The organism is Corynebacterium stationis (assembly GCF_001941345.1).
Lineage (GTDB): Bacteria > Actinomycetota > Actinomycetes > Mycobacteriales > Mycobacteriaceae > Corynebacterium > Corynebacterium stationis.
In genome coordinates this window covers 423,457-441,366 of sequence record NZ_CP009251.1, presented here as the reverse complement: position 1 = coordinate 441,366, position 17,910 = coordinate 423,457, and the positions used below count along the sequence as shown (strand labels likewise).

Sequence of the window (17,910 nt, the reverse complement as noted above, 5' to 3'; positions counted from 1 at the left end):
AGAAAGCAATGGCAGAACTTTCCATCGTGGTGGCAGATGACTCCGCACTTTTGCGTGAAGGTATCGCTGGGTTATTAGAGCGTCGCGGACACAAAATTATCGGCCAGGCCGCTAGCGCGCCGGAACTTATCGAAGTTGTCAAAACCCAAGTTCCTGATGTCGTCATCACCGATGTGCGCATGCCGCCATCAATGTCCGATGATGGCCTGCAAGCCGCAGTCACCCTGCGGGAGACCTACCCTGACTTAGCCGTAATGGTGGTGAGCCAATACGTCGCGCCGGTCTATGCCTCCGAGCTTTTCGCCGATGCCACCGGTGGTACCGGCTATCTGCTCAAAGACCGCATTAGTGAAGTCGCCTCATTCTTAGACTCTTTGGCAATTGTCGCCAGCGGCGGCACCGTCATTGATCCGACGGTAGCGAGCGCGTTGATGTCCACCTCGCGCTCCGGGCTTGCCACCCTGACCCCGCGTGAGCAAGAAGTACTCGAGCTGATGTCGCAGGGGCTTTCCAATAAAGACATCGCCGCGAAGCTCGTGCTGTCGTCCGCTGCTGTTGCCAAGCACGTGTCTAATATCTTCATGAAATTAGGCCTTGACGCCTCAGAGGATAACCGCCGCGTCAAGGCCATCTTGGAGTATTTATCTTCTCAGAACCTGAAATAGTTTGCTGCTTCGCAGCTGCACTATTTCGTGCCAGTCTTTCGGGTCTTGGCAATGAATCCTCCGACAATACCCGCGATGACCAGAACGGCTAGGGCAATCAGCGCCCATGTAGTTACGCCCATTCCTTCGCTGCTTGCAGCTGCATCTACCGATTCAGTAGCTGGGTCGGAAGAATCTGATGGTTCTTTCGCGCCGGCGGCATCAGGAGAATCTGATGATTTTTCTCTAAAGGTCGGGCCGGGTTGCGGCTCACCTTCGGCGACAGCGGCGAGCGAGTAGCGCGCGGTGTGCTGCTCACCATCACCGACTTCTTCATTGTCGCTGTTGGACAGCCTGTTGTAGTTCACGGAAATGTACTGCGAGCCATCTTGGAAGAGCATCCTGGTTGGGACAGTACCGTCTTCGATGTTGCGGTAATTCAGTGGTGCTGCGTGCCCGAAAGTAGTTGAGGATTCAGTTTCTAAAGTAATGCCTTCAGAATTCATCGCCGGCTGGCGCGCCTCGTTGTAGACCTTGATGTCCAAGCGATCTACTGAAATGCCACGGCCGCCTTCAACATCAGTTCCTTCGGTGGCAATCGCTGCAGCAAGACGCTGCCCATATTCGACGGGAACCTTGTAAAAGTGGGTCTCGCCAGGAACGATATCAGCGCTGACGCCTTGCTCATTGCCATCGGGTAATTCAGCAGCATCATCAAACCAGGTGCCTGGCTGGGCGGTTACGGTATCGTCTGGGATTTCTATTTCCGGTACCTCCGACTCCTCTTCAGGGTCCGGCACGCCGCTTGTGTCCTCGCCAGCAAAGCGGGTGATTTTTAGCTCCAGCGGAATGTCTTGGCCTTTTAAGAAATTGCCACGGCGCGAGATAGAAAAGTCCACGTAGCCATCTGCACCGCAGTCTTCGCCGGTGATCTTGGTAATGCCAGCTGCTGTTTGCGTGCCCTGAGCCGAGTTGGGCTCAACCTGGCTCCATGTGTCGCCTAGGCAGGATGAATCGTCGAACTCCAGGCTCATTCCATAGCGGTTATCGGTAAGCCCACCAAAGCTCGGGGGCTGCACCGTCAATGCGGAAATAGCTAGGCGCTCGCCCTCTTCCACCGGTACGCGCCAGTACTGGGCATCACCGTTGATGCTATTCAGCGCGGCACCCGAGTAGTGCAACGGCGAAGAAAAAGTGTCGACGTCCGCAGGAATCTCCGTCGGTGTGGTCTCGCTATCGGAGCCTTCGTATTCTTCTAAGTCAGTCTCATAAGCATTAATGGAGCGCGTGTGCAGAACGCGCATGGATTCGGCCAAGCTATCGGCATCATTAGCATCCAGGTATTGTCCGCCGCCGGCTTCCGCGATGCACTCCAACTCGGTACGTGCTTCATCATCAACCAAGAAACCCACGGTGTTGATGATTAAGTCAATGCCTTGTTCATGTAATTCTTTGGCTACATCGCATACGGGCGGTGGTGCGCAGGTGTCCAGACCGTCAGAGACCAACACAACATTGCGGGCCCCCTCATCGGGAAGCTCATCGGCAGCTTGGCGCAGCGCAGGACCCATCGGGGTATAGCCGGAGGCCTCGATATCATCGACTTCCCCGCGGATATCATCTACCTGTCCGCTGGCCAGCGGCGCTAAGGTGGTGACATCTTTACAGCCGGCTTCCCGTTCTTCCGGCGCATTAGATGTGCCCGTGCCATAGGTAATAAAACCCAGCTCCGAATCATCAGAAACGCCATCTAGGAAAGTATGCGCTGCTTCTTTAGCTGCATCCATACGGGTTTTCCCGCCGGCATCAGCTTGCTCCATAGAGCCCGATGCATCCAGGATGACCATGGTTGGAGGAACGGTATTTTCTTGGCTGCCTTGAGCCATGGCAATAGGAGCACTCGTTATGCCTAACCCCACCGCCATGACCACGCTTGCCCAAACTTTGCCGTGAGTCATGAGCCACAGACTAGCGGTAGGTTAGGTCGCCCTCAACACTTATGGCGTGAAACTTCGATAGTTTCACGCCATAAGTGCAGGACAACGACGTCAAAATTATTTTGATTTCAAAAATTCATAGCTCGCGCGGACACGCTCAAACCACCAGTCGCGGCGCTCTGGGCTCGCAGCTAGGGCAGCTACGCGATCCGGGTCGGCGGCAACGGGCGCGGCGGGAAGGGAGCCATCGACAAGCGTGCGCGGTGCGGCAACATCTTCGACAAACAGCGAGCCCGTGGCCAACCCGGCAGCGGCAGGTACGACATCGATATCTTCATCGTCATAGATCTTCGGCAACGCAGCGACCGTTGCCAGTCCCATGGAAATTCCGACGGCCGTATCCAAGGCAGAAGCCACCGTGACATCCATGTGGCGTGCGCGAAGGTTCTGCGCAATCTCCAAGGTCTTGTGCACCCCACCTAGTGGAGCAGGCTTAACGATGGCTACATCCGCCACCTGCAATTCCGCCACCCGGTAGGGGTCACTGGCCTTGCGGATGGATTCATCAGCGGCAACGCGCACAAAGAGCCCATTGCGCATCAGCTGCTGGCGTACCTGCGCGAGCTCTTCCGTGGTGCGGCAGGGCTGTTCCATGTAATCCAGCGGCATCATTTCTTTCGCTGCGGCAATCGCCTCCTCGACGCTCCAGCCACCATTGGCATCGATGCGGATATTGGCCACCAAGTTCGGCGTGTGCACCGCCGCGTATTCGCGCACAGCCTTTACGCGCGCGATGTCTTCTTCAAGACTTTGCCCGGATTCTGCGACTTTGACTTTCCACGTGCGCACGCCGGGATAACGCGACATGACCTCTGGAACTTCTTCTGCCGCTACTGCCGGGATGGTGCCGTTGACTTCAACGGTGTCACGCACAGGTTCCGGAAAGCCTTCATAAGCTGCCTCGAGTCCTGCGGCGAGCCAATGCGCGGATTCTTCAGGGCCATATTCTACGAAGGGGGAAAATTCGCCCCAGCCGGCGGGGCCATCGATAAGCAATGCTTCGCGGGTGGTGATTCCGCGGAACTTTACAGCCATTGGAAGTGCGACAACGTGCGCGCGGTCTAAGATATCGTCGATCTGCATGCTGACTACTTTAGGCGGCGACTAGATTAGAGTGCATGACTGCAACCCGAACTTATAGCACTGATAATCCTTTTGATGCTTCCCAGTGGCGCGCGGTAGAAGGTTTTTCCGACCTCACCGACATCACTTACCACCGACACACCGGCGAAGGCCGCGCCAATGGCATCGTGCGTATTGCTTTTGACCGCCCTGAGGTCCGCAATGCTTTTCGCCCGCACACCGTCGATGAGCTCTACCGCGTTCTTGACCACGCGCGGCGTACCCCAGATGTCGGAACCGTGCTTTTAACTGGCAATGGCCCGAGTGAAAAAGATGGCGGCTGGGCATTTTGCTCCGGTGGTGACCAGCGCATCCGCGGCCGTTCCGGCTACCGCTATGCCGACGGCGAAACTGCTGACACCGTCGACACGGCCCGCGAAAAGGTGGAGGGCGGGCGCCTGCACATTTTGGAAGTACAACGCCTGATTCGCACCATGCCGAAGGTTGTCATCGCCGTGGTCAACGGCTGGGCTGCCGGCGGCGGGCACTCCCTGCACGTGGTCTGTGATCTGACCATCGCATCACGCCAGGAAGCTGCCTTTAAGCAGACCGATGCCGATGTCGGATCCTTCGATGCCGGTTACGGCTCTGCCTACCTCGCGAAGATGGTTGGCCAAAAATATGCCCGCGAAATCTTCTTCTTAGGCCGCACCTACTCCGCTGAACGCATGCAGCAAATGGGCGCGGTTAACATCGTGGCTGACCACAAAGACATCGAGCAAGAAGCCATCGAAGCCGCCCGCGAAATCAACACCAAATCCCCCACCGCGCAGCGCATGCTGAAGTTCGCTTTCAACCTCACCGACGATGGCCTCATGGGCCAACAAGTCTTCGCCGGCGAAGCCACCCGCCTGGCGTACATGACCGACGAAGCCGTCGAAGGCCGCGACTCCTTCCTAGAAAAACGCGACCCGAATTGGGAAGAATTCCCTTACTACTACTAGGAAATACAACAGCCCCGCGCGAATTACTCACTCGGGGCTGTGGGGTACCTTGCGCCGACCTTTGTCGACGCCATCTACCGCAAAATTACCCCGACACGCTGCTACTTCCAAGCTGCGTTAGAAGACGTTAGAAAATTAGTTAAAGCTTTAAGTTGACGCGACAACATCGATGGTTTACACTTTCGCCATGCTGAATTTCACTTCAACCTTTAAGTCTCCAACTGAGTCCGCCGGCCTCCTCATTGCACGCATCATCCTAGGCGTAGTTCTCATTGCCCACGGCTGGCAGAAGTTCAACGAGTGGACCATTGCGGGAACCACTGAAGCCTTCACCGGTATGGGTGTTCCTGCCGCTGGCATCGCAGCACCTATCGCAGCTGCCATTGAACTTGTCGGTGGCATCTTGATTCTCATCGGTCTGATTACCCGCATTGCTGCCGCACTCGTTGCACTGCAAATGGTTGGCGCCGGTATCTGGGGCGGCCACTTCAGCTCCGGCGTCATGGTTACCGAGAACGGCTGGGAGCTAGTTATGGTTATCGCCGCTGTTGCAGTAATTCTTCTCGCAGCAGGCCCTGGCCAGTACGCCGCAGACAACTTCATCTTCAAGAACAAAGAAGCTGCAGCCAAGACTCCAGTAGCTGCCTAACCTCAAATCCCGGACAATCTACCAAGGCACTTCACCTGGCTTGGTTCCGCAATGAGTCCGCGTTATTTTCCGCCGGCACCTTCAGGTGCCGGCCTTTTAGGTTTTCCCGCGATTAATGTCGATTAATCCTCAATCCCTTATGAGAAGGCAATCCGCAGCGGCTGTACGAATGGGAGTCAACTTGATTATGTTGTCCCCGTTTTTCCCGCGCCGTTGAATTAATCTTTGTCAAACAGCTCGATATATTCGCTTTCGTCCGTCTCGGTCAATTCACTCAGAGCTTCAATAGCTTCTCGCGGCCAGCCCCCAGGCGGACCATACATCATGTACGGACGCCCCTCAGAGTCGATATACATGCCGGGGAGACCACCATTCGTGACCACCAAGCCGTCGTCTATGACGATTCGAGCATCAGCTGGCTCTAAAATCCAACCGCCGCTACTCAGTTGAGTCGAAGGTACCCACTGATACGTAGGGTCGAAATTGTTTGCAATTTCTATCACCTGCCCTTTATCCATGCACCCAAGTTATCCGCTGGATCGGACAGGCAAAGACTGGAAGCTATTCCGTATTCGAACGCACCGTAATTTCATGTGCGGCCACCTCAGCAAGCGCAAAGGGTTCGCCACCATCAACGCTAATATGCAGCAGCCCGGCAAGTGGGGGTTGCACTAGCTCAACCTCAGTACCAGGGCGCATGTTTTGTGCTGCAAGGAAGCGCAGTAGCTCAGGATCGTCATCATTGACCTGCTCCATGATGACTTTTTGACCCACCGAAAGCCCCGCAAGAGTGCAGGTAGAAAGCGGGTCGGTGGAGCCATCGGCACGCGGAATCGGATCCCCGTGCGGGTCGCGGGTGGGGTGATTCAGGTGGGCATCGAGACGCGCGATAAAGCGGTCGGTACAGGCATGCTCCAGCACGTCCGCTTCATCATGGACTTCATCCCAGGTATAGCCCAAAGTTTCCACCAGGAAGGTCTCTAACAGGCGATGACGGCGCGCGACCTGCCGCGATAAATCGCGCCCCAATTCCGTTAGCGTCACCCCGCGGTAGCGCTCGTGCACCACTAATTCCTTGGCGGCAAGACGCTTGACAGCCTCGGAAGCCGTCGGCAGCTTTTGATTCAACGCGGCCGCCAGATCGCCTAGCGCGAGTGGAAGGTCTACCCCGTTGCGCTCTTCATGGTCAAACAGTTCCTTGAGGTAGTCCTGCGTGCGCTCCGGCAAATCTGTCACGTGCATACCCCCATCCTAAACAAACCGTTTTAAAAACAAATCTTCATCCGTATGCTTTCAAGTGTTCAACCTGTTGAACTTAAACATTCAAGGATGGAAATGAAACGAATATTTTTAGGACTTAGCGCCATTGGCGCTACATGTGCGCTCACGGCATGTTCTGCAACCACTGCGCAAAACGCAACTGGAGCTGACGGTTCTGAACCGTTGACGATCTATGCGACCACGGGCTACCTGGCGGATGCGGCGCTAAACCTCGCCCCAGATGCTGATGTCATCACCATGGTCGGCCCGGGCGGTGACCCACACACGTACCAGCCCTCCACCAAAGACATCGAGCAAATGCAGGCTGCAGACCTTGTGCTGTGGAATGGATTGCACCTAGAAGCGCAGATGATTGAGCAGCTGGAGTCGCTCGGTGAGCGGCAGCTGGCGGTCGGTGAACAATTGGATCCCTCCAAGCTTCTTTCATGGGACGAGGAAGGCGACGGTGGTGAGCAGCTTTATGACCCTCATATTTGGAACTCGCCGGAGCTGTGGACCGAGGTTGTAAGCCACATTGGTGACAAGCTAGCCGAAGTCGATGCCGCTAACGCGGATTCCTACCATGCCCATGCCAAGGCCTACTCGGAAGAAATCGAAGCCGCGGCCCAAGCAGCGGAAGCAATGCTTGCCGACGTCTCCTCTCGCACCCTTATTACCGGCCATGATGCGTTTAACTATTTTGGCGACACTTTTGACTTTGAAGTTCACGCCACGGACTTTGTCAGTACCGATGCTGAAAAGTCACCCCAGGAGATTTCAGAACTCGCGGATCTGATTGCACAGAAAGAAATACCAGTTATCTTCCAGGACAACCAGGCCAATCCGCAGGCCATTACCGCGCTGCGCGAAGCGGTAGAATCCCGCGGCTGGGCAGTGGAGGTCTCTGATGAAGAACTCTTCGCAGATACCCTCGGTGCGACTGAGCCAACTGATACTTATCTGGGGGCTTTTGCCCACAATGCTCAAGCAGTGGCAGAAGGCTTAAGTAAATGATCGACATTGAAAATCTCTCTGTTAGCTATGGCGCCAATAAAGTACTGGACTCAATCAGCGCGCATGTCGAACGCGGCCGTATAACCGGTCTTGTCGGCGCGAATGGCGCAGGTAAATCCACTCTCGTCAAAGCAGCCGTTGGCCTCGTTCGCGCTGAGCCCAGCGCGCGCATCACTTTCGATGCCAAGTCACTGGAACATTTTCGTGACCGGCTCGGGTATATGCCGCAGCAAGCTGCACTAGATTGGTCTTTTCCCGCTGTTGTGGAAGATCTCGCCATCATGGGACTTAGCGCCCGGCTACCGTGGTATCGCTGGCCTGGCAAAGAAGAAAAAGCCGCAGCGCATCGGGCATTAGAGCGCACCGGCGCTGCAAATTTAACCAAACGACCAATCGCCGCATTGTCAGGCGGGCAACGACAAAGGGTACTGCTGGCGCGCACGCTTGCTACTGACCCAGACTTGCTCATCCTCGATGAGCCTTTCGCCGGCGTGGATGCCGTAAGTCAAGACGCCATCGTCAGTGTATTGCGCGATTTACGCGATAGTGGCGTCACGGTATTGCTGGTTCATCACAACCTGGCTGAAGTCGCTGATTATTGTGATGACGTTATCTTGCTTGGTACCGGCCGCATCATTTCCTCCGGTCCAACCCAGCAAACCCTAACGGATACCGCCATCTCCCAGCTCTTTTCCCTCCCACGTTAGTCCCCCATTATGAACCCTTTTGATCTCCTCACGGACTACACGTATACCCAAGCGCTTTTGGGTACGGTCATCATCGGTGTCTGCGCCGGCGCCTTAGGACCTTTGGTGCTGGTCCAGCGCCAAGCGTTGATCGCCGATGCCATCGCGCACTCCAGTTTGCTTGGTCTCCTCGGTGTATTCCTTTTCGTCGCCACTTTTGGCTTAGATGGCCGCAATCCCCTGCTGCTCATCGCAGGCTCTATCCTCACGGGCCTAGTAGCCGTCGCCATTATCTCCGTTATCACTGACCGCACGGTGATTCATCGGGATGCTGCGATGGCGGCAACATTAACGACTTTCTTTTCACTCGGCATGCTATTGCTTCAATACATTTCCCGTAATCCCATCCCCGGCAAAGCCGGAATCCAAAATTACCTTTTGGGCAATGCCTCGACGCTCACCCGCTCCGATGTGAAATCCGCGCTTGTCATCGGCGGCGGTGTATTGCTTATTCTTTCGTTGGTACACCTTAAGCAATCCGCTGTCGTCTTTGACGCCCCTTTCGCCCAGCTAGCGGGCATCAAATTAAATATCGTCAGATCTTTGGGATTTATCGCCCTGGTAGCAATCACCGTCATCGGCGTCAAAGTGGTTGGCGTCGTGCTGATGGTCGCAGTCGTCATTGCGCCTGCCGTCGCCGCACGGCAATGGACCAACCGGCTAATCCCTTTCATCGCCTGCTCTGGGACAATCGGCGGACTTTCGGCTGTACTCGGCACGTATTTCTCTATTGCCGCGGGCGAAACTGCAGTTGGATCCATCCCCACCGGCCCCGCGATTGTCTTGGTTCAAGGACTCATCGCAGCCGCTTCCCTCACAGCAAAGAAGGTGCGCTCCACTCATGTCTTTAGCTCTTAGCGCCTGCATATTAGCGATTACCACAGCGCTGGCCTGCGCGATTCCAGGAGTCTTCGTGGTTTTAAAGCGCGACAGCATGCTTATCGATGGAATCGGCCACGCCGTCTTACCCGGCATCACCGTCGGATATCTCTTTACCTCCGATATCGATTCCCCCTGGCTGCTACTGACTGCCGCACTCGGTGGTCTCGCCGTTGCCCTGGGCACCGATTGGTTGGGACGAAGCGGAATCATCACTAATGATGCGGCACTCGGTCTGATCTTTCCTGCACTTTTTTCCGCCGGCATTATTCTGATTTCCACTCGCATGTCTAATGTGCACTTAGATGTTCACGTAGTGCTCATCGGTGACTTGAACCTGGTTGCTTTTACCAATCCCGGCTATAGCCTCATCATGCTGGCTGTAGCCGCCGTCAATGCTGCTTTCATCTTGGCCACCATGCCGCGGCTGACTACCGCGACCTTCGATCCCAGCTACTCCCGTGTCGCAGGCATCCGCACACGGGCCCTGCACACCATCTTCATGGCATTGGTTGCCGCCACTGCTACCGTTGCATTCCACGCAGCTGGTGCCATGTTGGTCATCGCGCTCATGATTTTTCCCGCCATCTGCGCTCGCCTTCTCACCAATCGTGTGCCGATGATGTTTCTTATCGCCTGCATCGTTTCCATCTGCACCGCACCGGTTGGTTTCTGGCTGGCTTATCACGCGAACGCGTCAACCTCGGCGTTTATGGCCGTGACCTACGCGGGAATCTTTGTCATAATTCTTGTTCTTCGTTTCATTATCGTTCCACGTCGCACCGCGAAAGTTGGCATTAACTGACTAAGGTTTTAAGTCGTGCCACATGTTCTTCGTCCTTTACCTATCTCACCTGCCGATCCGCTAGCTATCCTGCCTGACCTGGAATTAGCCATTACGGGCCGCTATTCGCTCCTACCTTTACCCGCTGCGGATAAGACCAAGTCCACGCTGTTGAAAAATTCACAGCGCGCGGGCGAAGAAATCGACGCGGATATCGCATTGGTGGTGCCCACCTCAGGTTCGACTGGTACTCCGAAGGGCGCACAGCTCACGGCGCATAATCTGATCTCTAGTGCAGATGCGACCTACCAGTACCTGGGCGGGCCGGGGCACTGGTTGCTCGCGATGCCAGCGCACCATATCGCCGGACTGCAGGTGCTTATTCGCTCCATGGTTGCAGGGGTGGAGCCCTTGGCTATCGATGTCTCCGCCGGCTTTAATATCTCCGAGTTCGCGCGTGCTACCCGGGAGTTAAAAGAGACGGGCGAGCGCACTTATACCTCGCTCGCTCCGATGCAGCTGGCCAAGGCAATGGATACCCAGGTGGGTATCGAAGCTTTGCAATCCTATGATGCAATTTTGGTCGGCGGTGCTGCCACTAATCCGCAGTTGTTGGAGTCAGCAGCCAGAATGCAGATCAATGTTGTGACCACGTATGGCTCTTCTGAGACTGCCGGTGGCTGTGTCTATGACGGAGTAGCCTTGCCCGGCGCGCAGGTACGCGTGGATGAGGGCCGCATTTATCTAGGTGGGCCAACCATCGCGCATGGTTATCGCAATGCGCCCGGCCATGAAGCTTTCGCGGAGCCCGGGTGGTTTCAAACCTCTGATGGCGGTGTCTTAGAAAATGGCGTGCTCACCGTGACAGGGCGCTTGGATAACATCATCGATTCTGGCGGGCTCAAGCTGCACCCAGAGGTGCTGGAGAACGCGATGCTAAAAGTTACCGGCGTCGACCAGGCTTGTGTTGTGGGCATCCCCCACTCGCGCTTGGGACAGGCAATTGTCGCTGCTTATACCGGCAATGCGTCGATGACCGATATTTTAGAAGCACTCGAAGAAGCACACACTCCACGCTGGCAGCTGCCGAAAGATCTCAAGCAGCTACCGGAGATGCCAGTCACTGGCCCCGGCAAGATTGACCGACAGGCGGTAGTGAAACTATTTTCGCCGTAATGTTAGGTGTTATGCGCACTAATCGACATTTCGGCTATGACTTTTTCACCCACACCATCCAGGTCCCCTGGGATCCTTTTAATGCCCCGGATGGTGAGACTTTCGAGCTTTTCGCACGCGAGATTGTTGCCCCCGATAAGCACGACGCACCCGCGATTGTGTATTTGCAAGGCGGACCGGGATCGCCCGCTCCTCGACCACTGAATGCTTCGGGCCTGGTTGGGGAAATGCTCAAAGAGTTTCGCGTTATTTTGCTTGACCAGCGCGGCACAGGGAATTCGCACCGCATCGATTCGGCAAACCCAGCGGATGCGAAGCGTCTGAACTTACTGCGCCAGGAGTACATCGTCGAGGATGCAGAAGCGCTGCGCAAGCATTTGAACATCGACAAGTGGTCGCTCTTTGGCCAGTCTTTCGGCGGCTTCTGTATTACGGCGTATCTTTCCCGCCACCCCGAATCCGTTGAGCACGCTTACCTTACTGGTGGTTTGCCGACGCTGGAGAAAAGCGTCGATGATTTATATCGCACCACCTTTGCCAAGCTACAGGTACGCCACGATCGTTTCTACCGCGAGTATCCGTGGGCGGAAGATCGCATTCGCGAAATCTGCGCACACTTGGAAGACTCAGCGGAAATTCTGCCGACCGGCGAGCGACTATCGGCACGACGCTTTCGCACCATCGGCATCAATCTAGGCCGCGGAGTCGGATTCCACTCGCTGGCGTATCTGCTGGAAAATCCTTTCCACGCCCACGGCGGCGAAAAGCGCCTGCGCACGGATTTCCTCAACACCGTCGGCGCGCAAGTCTCTTTTGCCGGTAATCCTCTGTATGCCTCAATCCACGAAAGCATTTATGGCGGCGTCGGTGGGCAAAAGGCCACCAATTGGTCGGCGCACCGCATGCGTGAAGAAATCCCGGGGTTCGAAGAGAGTCTCGATCCGCGTACGGCTAATAAGTTCTATCTCACCGGCGAGCACATCTTCCCGTGGCAATTCGACGAGGATCCGGCTCTTATTCCCGATAAAGAAGCAGCGATGGCAGTAGCAGCGCATGAGTGGCAATCCTCGCCCTATGATGCCGCAGTGCTTGGTGATGCCCCCATCTCCGCTGCTGAAATATACCTCGATGACATCTACGTGCCTTTCGAAGAATCACTAAAGACCGCGCAGACCTACGGCGACCTGAGATTCGAAGTCACCAATGTGTTCCAACACGACGGCATTGGCCATGATGGAGCGGGCATCTTTGCCCGCTTGCGCGGTCTCGTCGAGGACCGATGAACGCAGACGTGAAGAAAAGAACTCGTACACTCTCGGTGCACGAGCTCTTTTGCCATACAGGTTAAACAGGTAGGAGATATCCAACGGGCAACACCAGCTGTGCGTATTCTGCGAGTACCCAAATAGCTGCACCAATGCAAAGAGTGTAGATGATTGTAGGTATTAATCTCATCCGAGCAACTACCAGTAAGAATACAAGAGAGAAAGCTACAGTTCCGATGAGCATTCCAAACAAGAAGATTAGCCAAATGTAACCGACAATCCATGCAATGGAAGCCAAGACAATAATGACTCTGGCTCGCCAATTGTCTTTTTCACCAGCGGTTAGTTTGACGTCCTTGCCGACTCTAATGTCACGGAAAATACTTAGCACGCCTAAGACAACTCCCAATATGCCGACAGCCAGAGGGAAGAGTCGACCGCTATTTGAGAACTGGAACGAAATAACGATGGTAGCAGCGAAGAATACTAACATGACTAGCGAAACCGCAATATCCAGCTTCATTGGAACAGGCAAGTCCGACTTTTCCGAGACCTGAACCTCTTCAACTCCTTCTTCTGTCTTGCGGAAGAACTTCCGGACGAATGGAATGATTACTGCACCCGCGAGAATCAAGATTACAACCATCACGAACGGACGCGTCATCCATTCTGCTGGGGAGAACACGTTAACTGTCAGGAAGTAGTACCGCTCAAAAGGTTCTGCCAACACGTATGCGATTAGGAATGGTGCTCGCGGGATATTTGTCATCTTGCAAATCCAACCCACAACACCAAGCAAAAGCATCATGTAGAAGACGTTGAGGTTCAGAGGCTCCTGGAATCCACTGAAGAACAACAACGGAATAAGAGCTGCAGCAAGAATCGGGAAGGCCACGTAGCTCAAACGAGCCAACGGCTTCGCAGCAACGAAAGCTACGGCAGCACCTAGGACGCTGGCGATAGCAAAAGCCCAAACGATGAAGTAAACAAGATCCAGTTCATTTGTAATCAGACCAGGACCAGGCTGGATACCAAAGATTAGAAGAACACCCAACAGCAATGCGAATGGCGCTGCACCAGGAACGCCGAATAGCAATGTCGGAATCAGGGAACCCGACTCGATACCGTTACTTGCTGCGGATGGCGCAATGACGCCGCGTGGGTCGCCTTTACCGAAGTTATTCGTTCCAGGTTTCCTTGATGCAAAAGCTTGAGCTTGTCCGTATGCCAACCATGAGCCTGCAGTTGCACCGACGCCTGGCAGGAAACCGACACCAACACCGACAGCAGACCCACGAATAACATCCGTCCAATGCTTTGCAATATCTCGAATACCTTGGCTCCATCCACCGCCGAGATCCATACCGCCTTTGGCGACCTTGGTCTTCTGCGCAGTGAGGTCAATGATTTCAGCCAAGCCGAAAATACCCAGAGCTGCGGCCACGAGGCCGATACCATCAGTGAGGTATTCCGAGCCAAAAGTAAACCGATACTCTGCGGAGATTGGTGAGACACCAACCATTCCGAGAACCAAACCGAACGTTGAAATCAAAAGTCCCTTGATGACATTTCCCTTTGACAACATTGCGGTTAGGAAGATACCCATAACAATGAGGACGAAGATTTCGGGAGAGCCGAATGCTGTGACAACTGGTCGTGCAATGGGAACGATGACGGTTAGCGCAATGATGCCGATAATTCCGCCGATCATCGAAGCAATGAAACTCGCGGACAAGGCACGTCCGCCCTGGCCTTTCTTCGCCATTTCATGTCCATCAAGCAAGAACACCGAGGCGGCTGCGGACCCGGGGATGCCCAACACAACTGAGGTAATCACGTCAGATGTGTGGACCACTGCTACTGCACCAATAATCATCGCAATGGCCTGATTTGGCTCAAGAATGAATACGAAAGGAAGAAGTACTGCAACCGCTCCCGTGCCTCCCAGACCTGGGATAACACCGATGATGATGCCTACGATGACACCCGCACCTAAGTACAGCCACATCGATGGGTCGGCGAACTGTGAAAGCGCTTGTAAAGCTGCATCAAACATTATTCCAACCTCCTATCCGTGAACCGGTGCATCATATTTATTCGCAAGAATTTCATTGGTATAGCTCATAATCTCCGGATCGATTTTTAGCGCTTTCCTAAATTCATCGCGGTTTTGTTTTCCGGAGAGCAAGTCATACCCACCCAATGCTGAGTTAGCTTCTTCTTTGAACGAAGAGTCTGCATTAAGTTCATCAATCATTTGGTCATAGGTATCTACGACCGCTGGATCTGTGCCTTCGTTTGCCCAAAGCCCTTTCTGGTAGAAGAAGCCTGGGACTACAAACGCGCGATAGGCCTCATATGCTTTACGCTGTTCTTCGGTCTTTCCTCCGTACTCTTGATAGATTTCTTCAAAAGTTGGGATTTCAGGGAGGTTTGGATCTCGGACGACTTCGCCGTCTTCCAAGATGCCGACGCTAAACAGAGGAAGAGCTTCACCGGTTTCTACATACGGACCAACCTGGGATAAATAGGAAGCTGTTGTTTGGAAGTCCAGGTCTGTTTCCCCTCGTTGGACTGCAAGGCGGCTCGGACCACGTCCTTCCATTCCGAAGACGCCTTTAACGGGAGCTCCCAAAGCTTCAAGTGCAAGCAATGGAACCAGGTCTAAACCTGTGGCCGACATCCCGCCGTACAGGACTTCATCCTCATGGTTGATCAAGCTATCAATGTCGGTAATGCCACTCTTATCACTCGTCCAGAGCACAGCTCCGGTGCCGTTGAATGCCAATGGCTCCATCTCAGAGAACTTGAACTCAGCCGCTGGGTGCCCGAGCATGCTTTGGAAATAGGTGGTAGCCGAAGCAACCATTACTTGATCCCCTGTTTGAACACCTGCCTGCACATAAGCATTGGTTCCGGTAATTGATTCACCACCTGGAATATTCTCCACCTGATAGCGATTGACGTCATCCTGCTTTTCAGCGAAGTATGGCGTGATGAATCGAGCCCACGTATCCGTACCGCCACCCGTGCCGTATGGAACAACGACGTCAATGATGCCGTTGCCCGAAGGATTATAGGAGGATTGTGCTGGGGCACAACCGACCAAGAATGTCACAGCTGCAAGAACAGCTCCAGTGACTGCTTTCTTTCCATTTTCAAATATACGAGACATCACGCAACCTCAATTCGTGGACCAACCTCATCGTGCTCCGGCAGAAAGAGCGTTGCGTCCGCGATAGTCCTCGAGGTACGCACGACACCGATTTCGGTAGCAAAATCATCTTTAGAAACTTTAGTTTCAATCACTCCGACAGGGGTCAGAATTCTCAAAGATTCTGGCTGGGCAGAAGCAGAATGGGCTACCGTTCCTTCTTCAAGAATTGCCTTGGAAATTGCGATGCTTCCTGTAACCGGGATTGCTGGATGCAGCTTTCCCATCGACAGCATCAAGATATTCAGGTCCGACCCTTCGCTAGTCGAAGGAGTAACAACACCGATCTTTGGAATTGCCCGTGCTGCCGACTCCAACGAATCTGACAATCCCATCATGACCGAGGCTTTACGCCGTACTTCATCTAGAAGATCCAGCTGCGAAGCAACCGTTGCAGGCCAATCTTCATAATTCTCAGATGCCAATCCAAAATCACTCGCTGCCACCATGACCACTGGAGCACCCGCGTCAATCAAGGTCACATTGAAAACTCGTCCACCAACTTCTATCTGATCCATCTTGTTACCAGTTGGAAACAGCGCACCGGTTGTCTTACCTTCAGGGTCGGTGAACCCGAGAACTACTTTATGGCCAGCAAATTTAGTTCCGGGCATAGTTTCGGTTGGTGATTCCACTAGTTTTCCGTTAGGTGTGTCCAATGACTGAACGATCACCTGGTTGGTGTTTTCATTAAGCACACGAATACGTGTCACACCTGGCTCTGCCTTAACCAGTCCCGTTTCAATTCCGTACAAGCCAACTGTTGCTGAGCAGTTCCCGCAATTGCTCCCCCAGTCAACCTTTGCCTCTTCGATGCCGACTTGAGCGAAGGAAAACTTGATGTCGATATCAGGATCCTCACTCGGAGAAATAATGACTGCTTTACTCGTGGTTGAGGTTCCACCTCCAACACCATCTAGCTGTCGCACGTCGGGACTACCGAAAGCACGCAATAGTACATCATCCACGGTCGAACTCTGCGCTTCCAGTTCCTCAGACTCGAACACCCAGCACTTACTTGTACCGCCACGCATCCAACGCGCTTGAATTTCCATCTTGTGTAACTCCTCTCACTTTTGAACTAAAGCAAGTTTCAACCCACAAGAGATTTAAGTCAATGTAAAGTATTTTGATGTCTTTTAAGCAATACTTAAAATAAATTGCTGTTTGATGTTGACGCGGTATCCTAGTTTCAACCATTCCGAGCTTTTAGGGCCACTCAACCTCGGAATTAAGTAATTCTTAACGGAGTTAAATAACTATTTAGGTAGTACTGGAGGGAAACTTCAAAAATGTACGATGTTCGCCGTCTCCAAACCTTCGCGAAGGTCATTGAACTAGGGTCCGTGAGCGATGCTGCGGATGAACTTTCCTTCACCCCATCAGCAGTCTCGCAACAGTTAAAGAAGCTCGAAACAGAGGTTGGACTCCAACTGGTGTGGCGCACTCAGAACGGCCTAGTCCCGACTGAGGCGGGCCTTGTTCTCGCAGAGCACACGAGAAGAATTCTCCGCCAGCTCGCTGCCGCAAGAGCAGATATCTCTGACCTAGCAGCTGGGCGAGTCGGCAGCTTGTCTATCGGCGCATTCCCCACTACAGCAGCATCTTTTCTTCCGCTAGCAATCAACGAATTCAATAGCCGCTATCCAAATATTGATCTATCGATACGAAGCGCCCGCCTCAACAAACTAATCAGCAGTTTGGAGGAAGGAGAAGTGCAGTTGGCATTGCTTTGGGACTATCCGTGGAATCCCCTCACCACCGAGGGGATAGAACTCGTCGAAGTATTCACCGAGCCCTTCGTAATTCTCGTTCCACAATCCCATAAATTAGCTGACCGAGCTTCAGTAAAGATCTCCGAGTTAACCACTGAAAAGTGGGTGGCGCGAGGTGACGACCACCCGGTTGTCGAAGTTATCGAGCGTTCTGGATCCAGGGCAGGTTTCCGCCCTCAAATCAGCATGTACGCCAACGATTACCAAGAAACCCAGGCAATGGTCAGCGTCGGTATTGGAATTGCTATCGCACCCCGCAGCGCCTTGTCCGTGCAGCACCCGAATGTAAGAGTGCTTGAAATCGAAGGAACTCCGCCTCAGCGGCGAACCCTCCTCGGGCAGCGGGAAGAGCGAGCCCTCTCCCCGCTTGAGATGGCGTTTAAATCCGTAATCCTCGAGCAAGGAGCACTCTTTGCCAGCCAACAATCCGGTAGCTAAAGA

Annotated in this window: 17 protein-coding genes; 10 read left to right on the top strand and 7 right to left on the bottom strand. The window is 54.0% G+C overall.

Translation table 11 applies throughout. The features are described 5' to 3' along the window. Positions 1-8: 8 nt before the first annotated feature. Positions 9-665, top strand: coding sequence for a response regulator (locus CSTAT_RS02155; protein WP_075722323.1), 657 nt, complete (start codon positions 9-11; stop codon positions 663-665). Positions 666-685: 20 nt separating this feature from the next. Here CSTAT_RS02155 and CSTAT_RS02150 read toward each other — a convergent pair whose 3' ends face one another. Both CSTAT_RS02150 and CSTAT_RS02145 read right to left on the bottom strand, forming a co-directional pair. After that, complete coding sequence (locus CSTAT_RS02150) at positions 686-2,602, bottom strand: vWA domain-containing protein (protein WP_075722322.1); 1,917 nt, start codon at positions 2,600-2,602, stop codon at positions 686-688. 96 nt (positions 2,603-2,698) lie between these two features. Continuing rightward, entirely contained in the window at positions 2,699-3,724 is a 1,026-nt protein-coding gene (locus CSTAT_RS02145; protein ID WP_075722321.1) for an o-succinylbenzoate synthase, read from the bottom strand. 35 nt (positions 3,725-3,759) lie between these two features. On the opposite strand from CSTAT_RS02145, the gene CSTAT_RS02140 reads away from it, so the two are divergent. After that, complete coding sequence (locus CSTAT_RS02140; RefSeq protein ID WP_075722320.1) at positions 3,760-4,707, top strand: 1,4-dihydroxy-2-naphthoyl-CoA synthase; 948 nt, start codon at positions 3,760-3,762, stop codon at positions 4,705-4,707. A 187-nt stretch (positions 4,708-4,894) separates the two neighbouring features. After that, entirely contained in the window at positions 4,895-5,356 is a 462-nt protein-coding gene (locus CSTAT_RS02135; RefSeq protein ID WP_066797346.1) for a DoxX family protein, read from the top strand. Between the two features lie 218 nt (positions 5,357-5,574). Here CSTAT_RS02135 and CSTAT_RS02130 read toward each other — a convergent pair whose 3' ends face one another. Both CSTAT_RS02130 and CSTAT_RS02125 read right to left on the bottom strand, forming a co-directional pair. Next, positions 5,575-5,874 (bottom strand): hypothetical protein, encoded by a 300-nt coding sequence (locus tag CSTAT_RS02130; RefSeq protein WP_075722319.1) that lies wholly within the window; start codon positions 5,872-5,874, stop codon positions 5,575-5,577. Positions 5,875-5,917: 43 nt separating this feature from the next. Next, on the bottom strand, positions 5,918-6,598 hold the full coding sequence (locus CSTAT_RS02125) for a metal-dependent transcriptional regulator (RefSeq protein WP_075722318.1): 681 nt from the start codon (positions 6,596-6,598) through the stop codon (positions 5,918-5,920). An 87-nt stretch (positions 6,599-6,685) separates the two neighbouring features. Between CSTAT_RS02125 and CSTAT_RS02120 the strand changes: the two genes are divergently transcribed. Genes CSTAT_RS02120 through CSTAT_RS02095 form a run of 6 tightly spaced genes read left to right on the top strand, consistent with a single transcriptional unit; the run spans position 6,686 to position 12,498 of the window. Then, positions 6,686-7,630 (top strand): metal ABC transporter substrate-binding protein, encoded by a 945-nt coding sequence (locus CSTAT_RS02120; protein WP_419186542.1) that lies wholly within the window; start codon positions 6,686-6,688, stop codon positions 7,628-7,630. Then, positions 7,627-8,337 (top strand): metal ABC transporter ATP-binding protein, encoded by a 711-nt coding sequence (locus tag CSTAT_RS02115; RefSeq protein WP_075722316.1) that lies wholly within the window; start codon positions 7,627-7,629, stop codon positions 8,335-8,337. The genes CSTAT_RS02120 and CSTAT_RS02115 overlap by 4 nt, the downstream gene beginning before the upstream one ends. Before the next feature lie 9 nt (positions 8,338-8,346). After that, positions 8,347-9,234, top strand: coding sequence for a metal ABC transporter permease (locus tag CSTAT_RS02110; protein ID WP_075722315.1), 888 nt, complete (start codon positions 8,347-8,349; stop codon positions 9,232-9,234). After that, complete coding sequence (locus tag CSTAT_RS02105; RefSeq protein WP_075722314.1) at positions 9,218-10,060, top strand: metal ABC transporter permease; 843 nt, start codon at positions 9,218-9,220, stop codon at positions 10,058-10,060. Before CSTAT_RS02110 ends, CSTAT_RS02105 begins: the two co-directional genes overlap by 17 nt. A 15-nt stretch (positions 10,061-10,075) precedes the next feature. After that, the gene (gene menE, locus CSTAT_RS02100) at positions 10,076-11,215 is read left to right on the top strand and encodes an o-succinylbenzoate--CoA ligase (RefSeq protein WP_075722313.1); all 1,140 of its coding nucleotides are present in this window, start codon (positions 10,076-10,078) and stop codon (positions 11,213-11,215) included. Between the two features lie 11 nt (positions 11,216-11,226). Beyond that, the gene (locus CSTAT_RS02095; RefSeq protein ID WP_419186541.1) at positions 11,227-12,498 is read left to right on the top strand and encodes an alpha/beta fold hydrolase; all 1,272 of its coding nucleotides are present in this window, start codon (positions 11,227-11,229) and stop codon (positions 12,496-12,498) included. A 61-nt stretch (positions 12,499-12,559) separates the two neighbouring features. Here CSTAT_RS02095 and CSTAT_RS02090 read toward each other — a convergent pair whose 3' ends face one another. Genes CSTAT_RS02090 through CSTAT_RS02080 form a run of 3 tightly spaced genes read right to left on the bottom strand, consistent with a single transcriptional unit; the run spans position 12,560 to position 16,749 of the window. Then, positions 12,560-14,536 carry a tripartite tricarboxylate transporter permease gene (locus CSTAT_RS02090; protein ID WP_075722311.1) on the bottom strand — a complete coding sequence of 659 codons (1,977 nt, stop codon included), beginning with the start codon at positions 14,534-14,536 and terminating at the stop codon, positions 12,560-12,562. Between the two features lie 12 nt (positions 14,537-14,548). Then, the gene (locus tag CSTAT_RS02085; protein ID WP_075722310.1) at positions 14,549-15,655 is read right to left on the bottom strand and encodes a type 2 periplasmic-binding domain-containing protein; all 1,107 of its coding nucleotides are present in this window, start codon (positions 15,653-15,655) and stop codon (positions 14,549-14,551) included. Further along, on the bottom strand, positions 15,655-16,749 hold the full coding sequence (locus CSTAT_RS02080; RefSeq protein WP_075722309.1) for a PrpF domain-containing protein: 1,095 nt from the start codon (positions 16,747-16,749) through the stop codon (positions 15,655-15,657). The genes CSTAT_RS02085 and CSTAT_RS02080 overlap by 1 nt, the downstream gene beginning before the upstream one ends. 237 nt (positions 16,750-16,986) lie before the next feature. Here CSTAT_RS02080 and CSTAT_RS02075 point away from each other — a divergent pair, with 237 nt between their 5' ends. Further along, positions 16,987-17,907, top strand: coding sequence for a LysR family transcriptional regulator (locus tag CSTAT_RS02075; protein ID WP_075722308.1), 921 nt, complete (start codon positions 16,987-16,989; stop codon positions 17,905-17,907). The last annotated feature ends 3 nt before the right edge of the window (positions 17,908-17,910 follow it).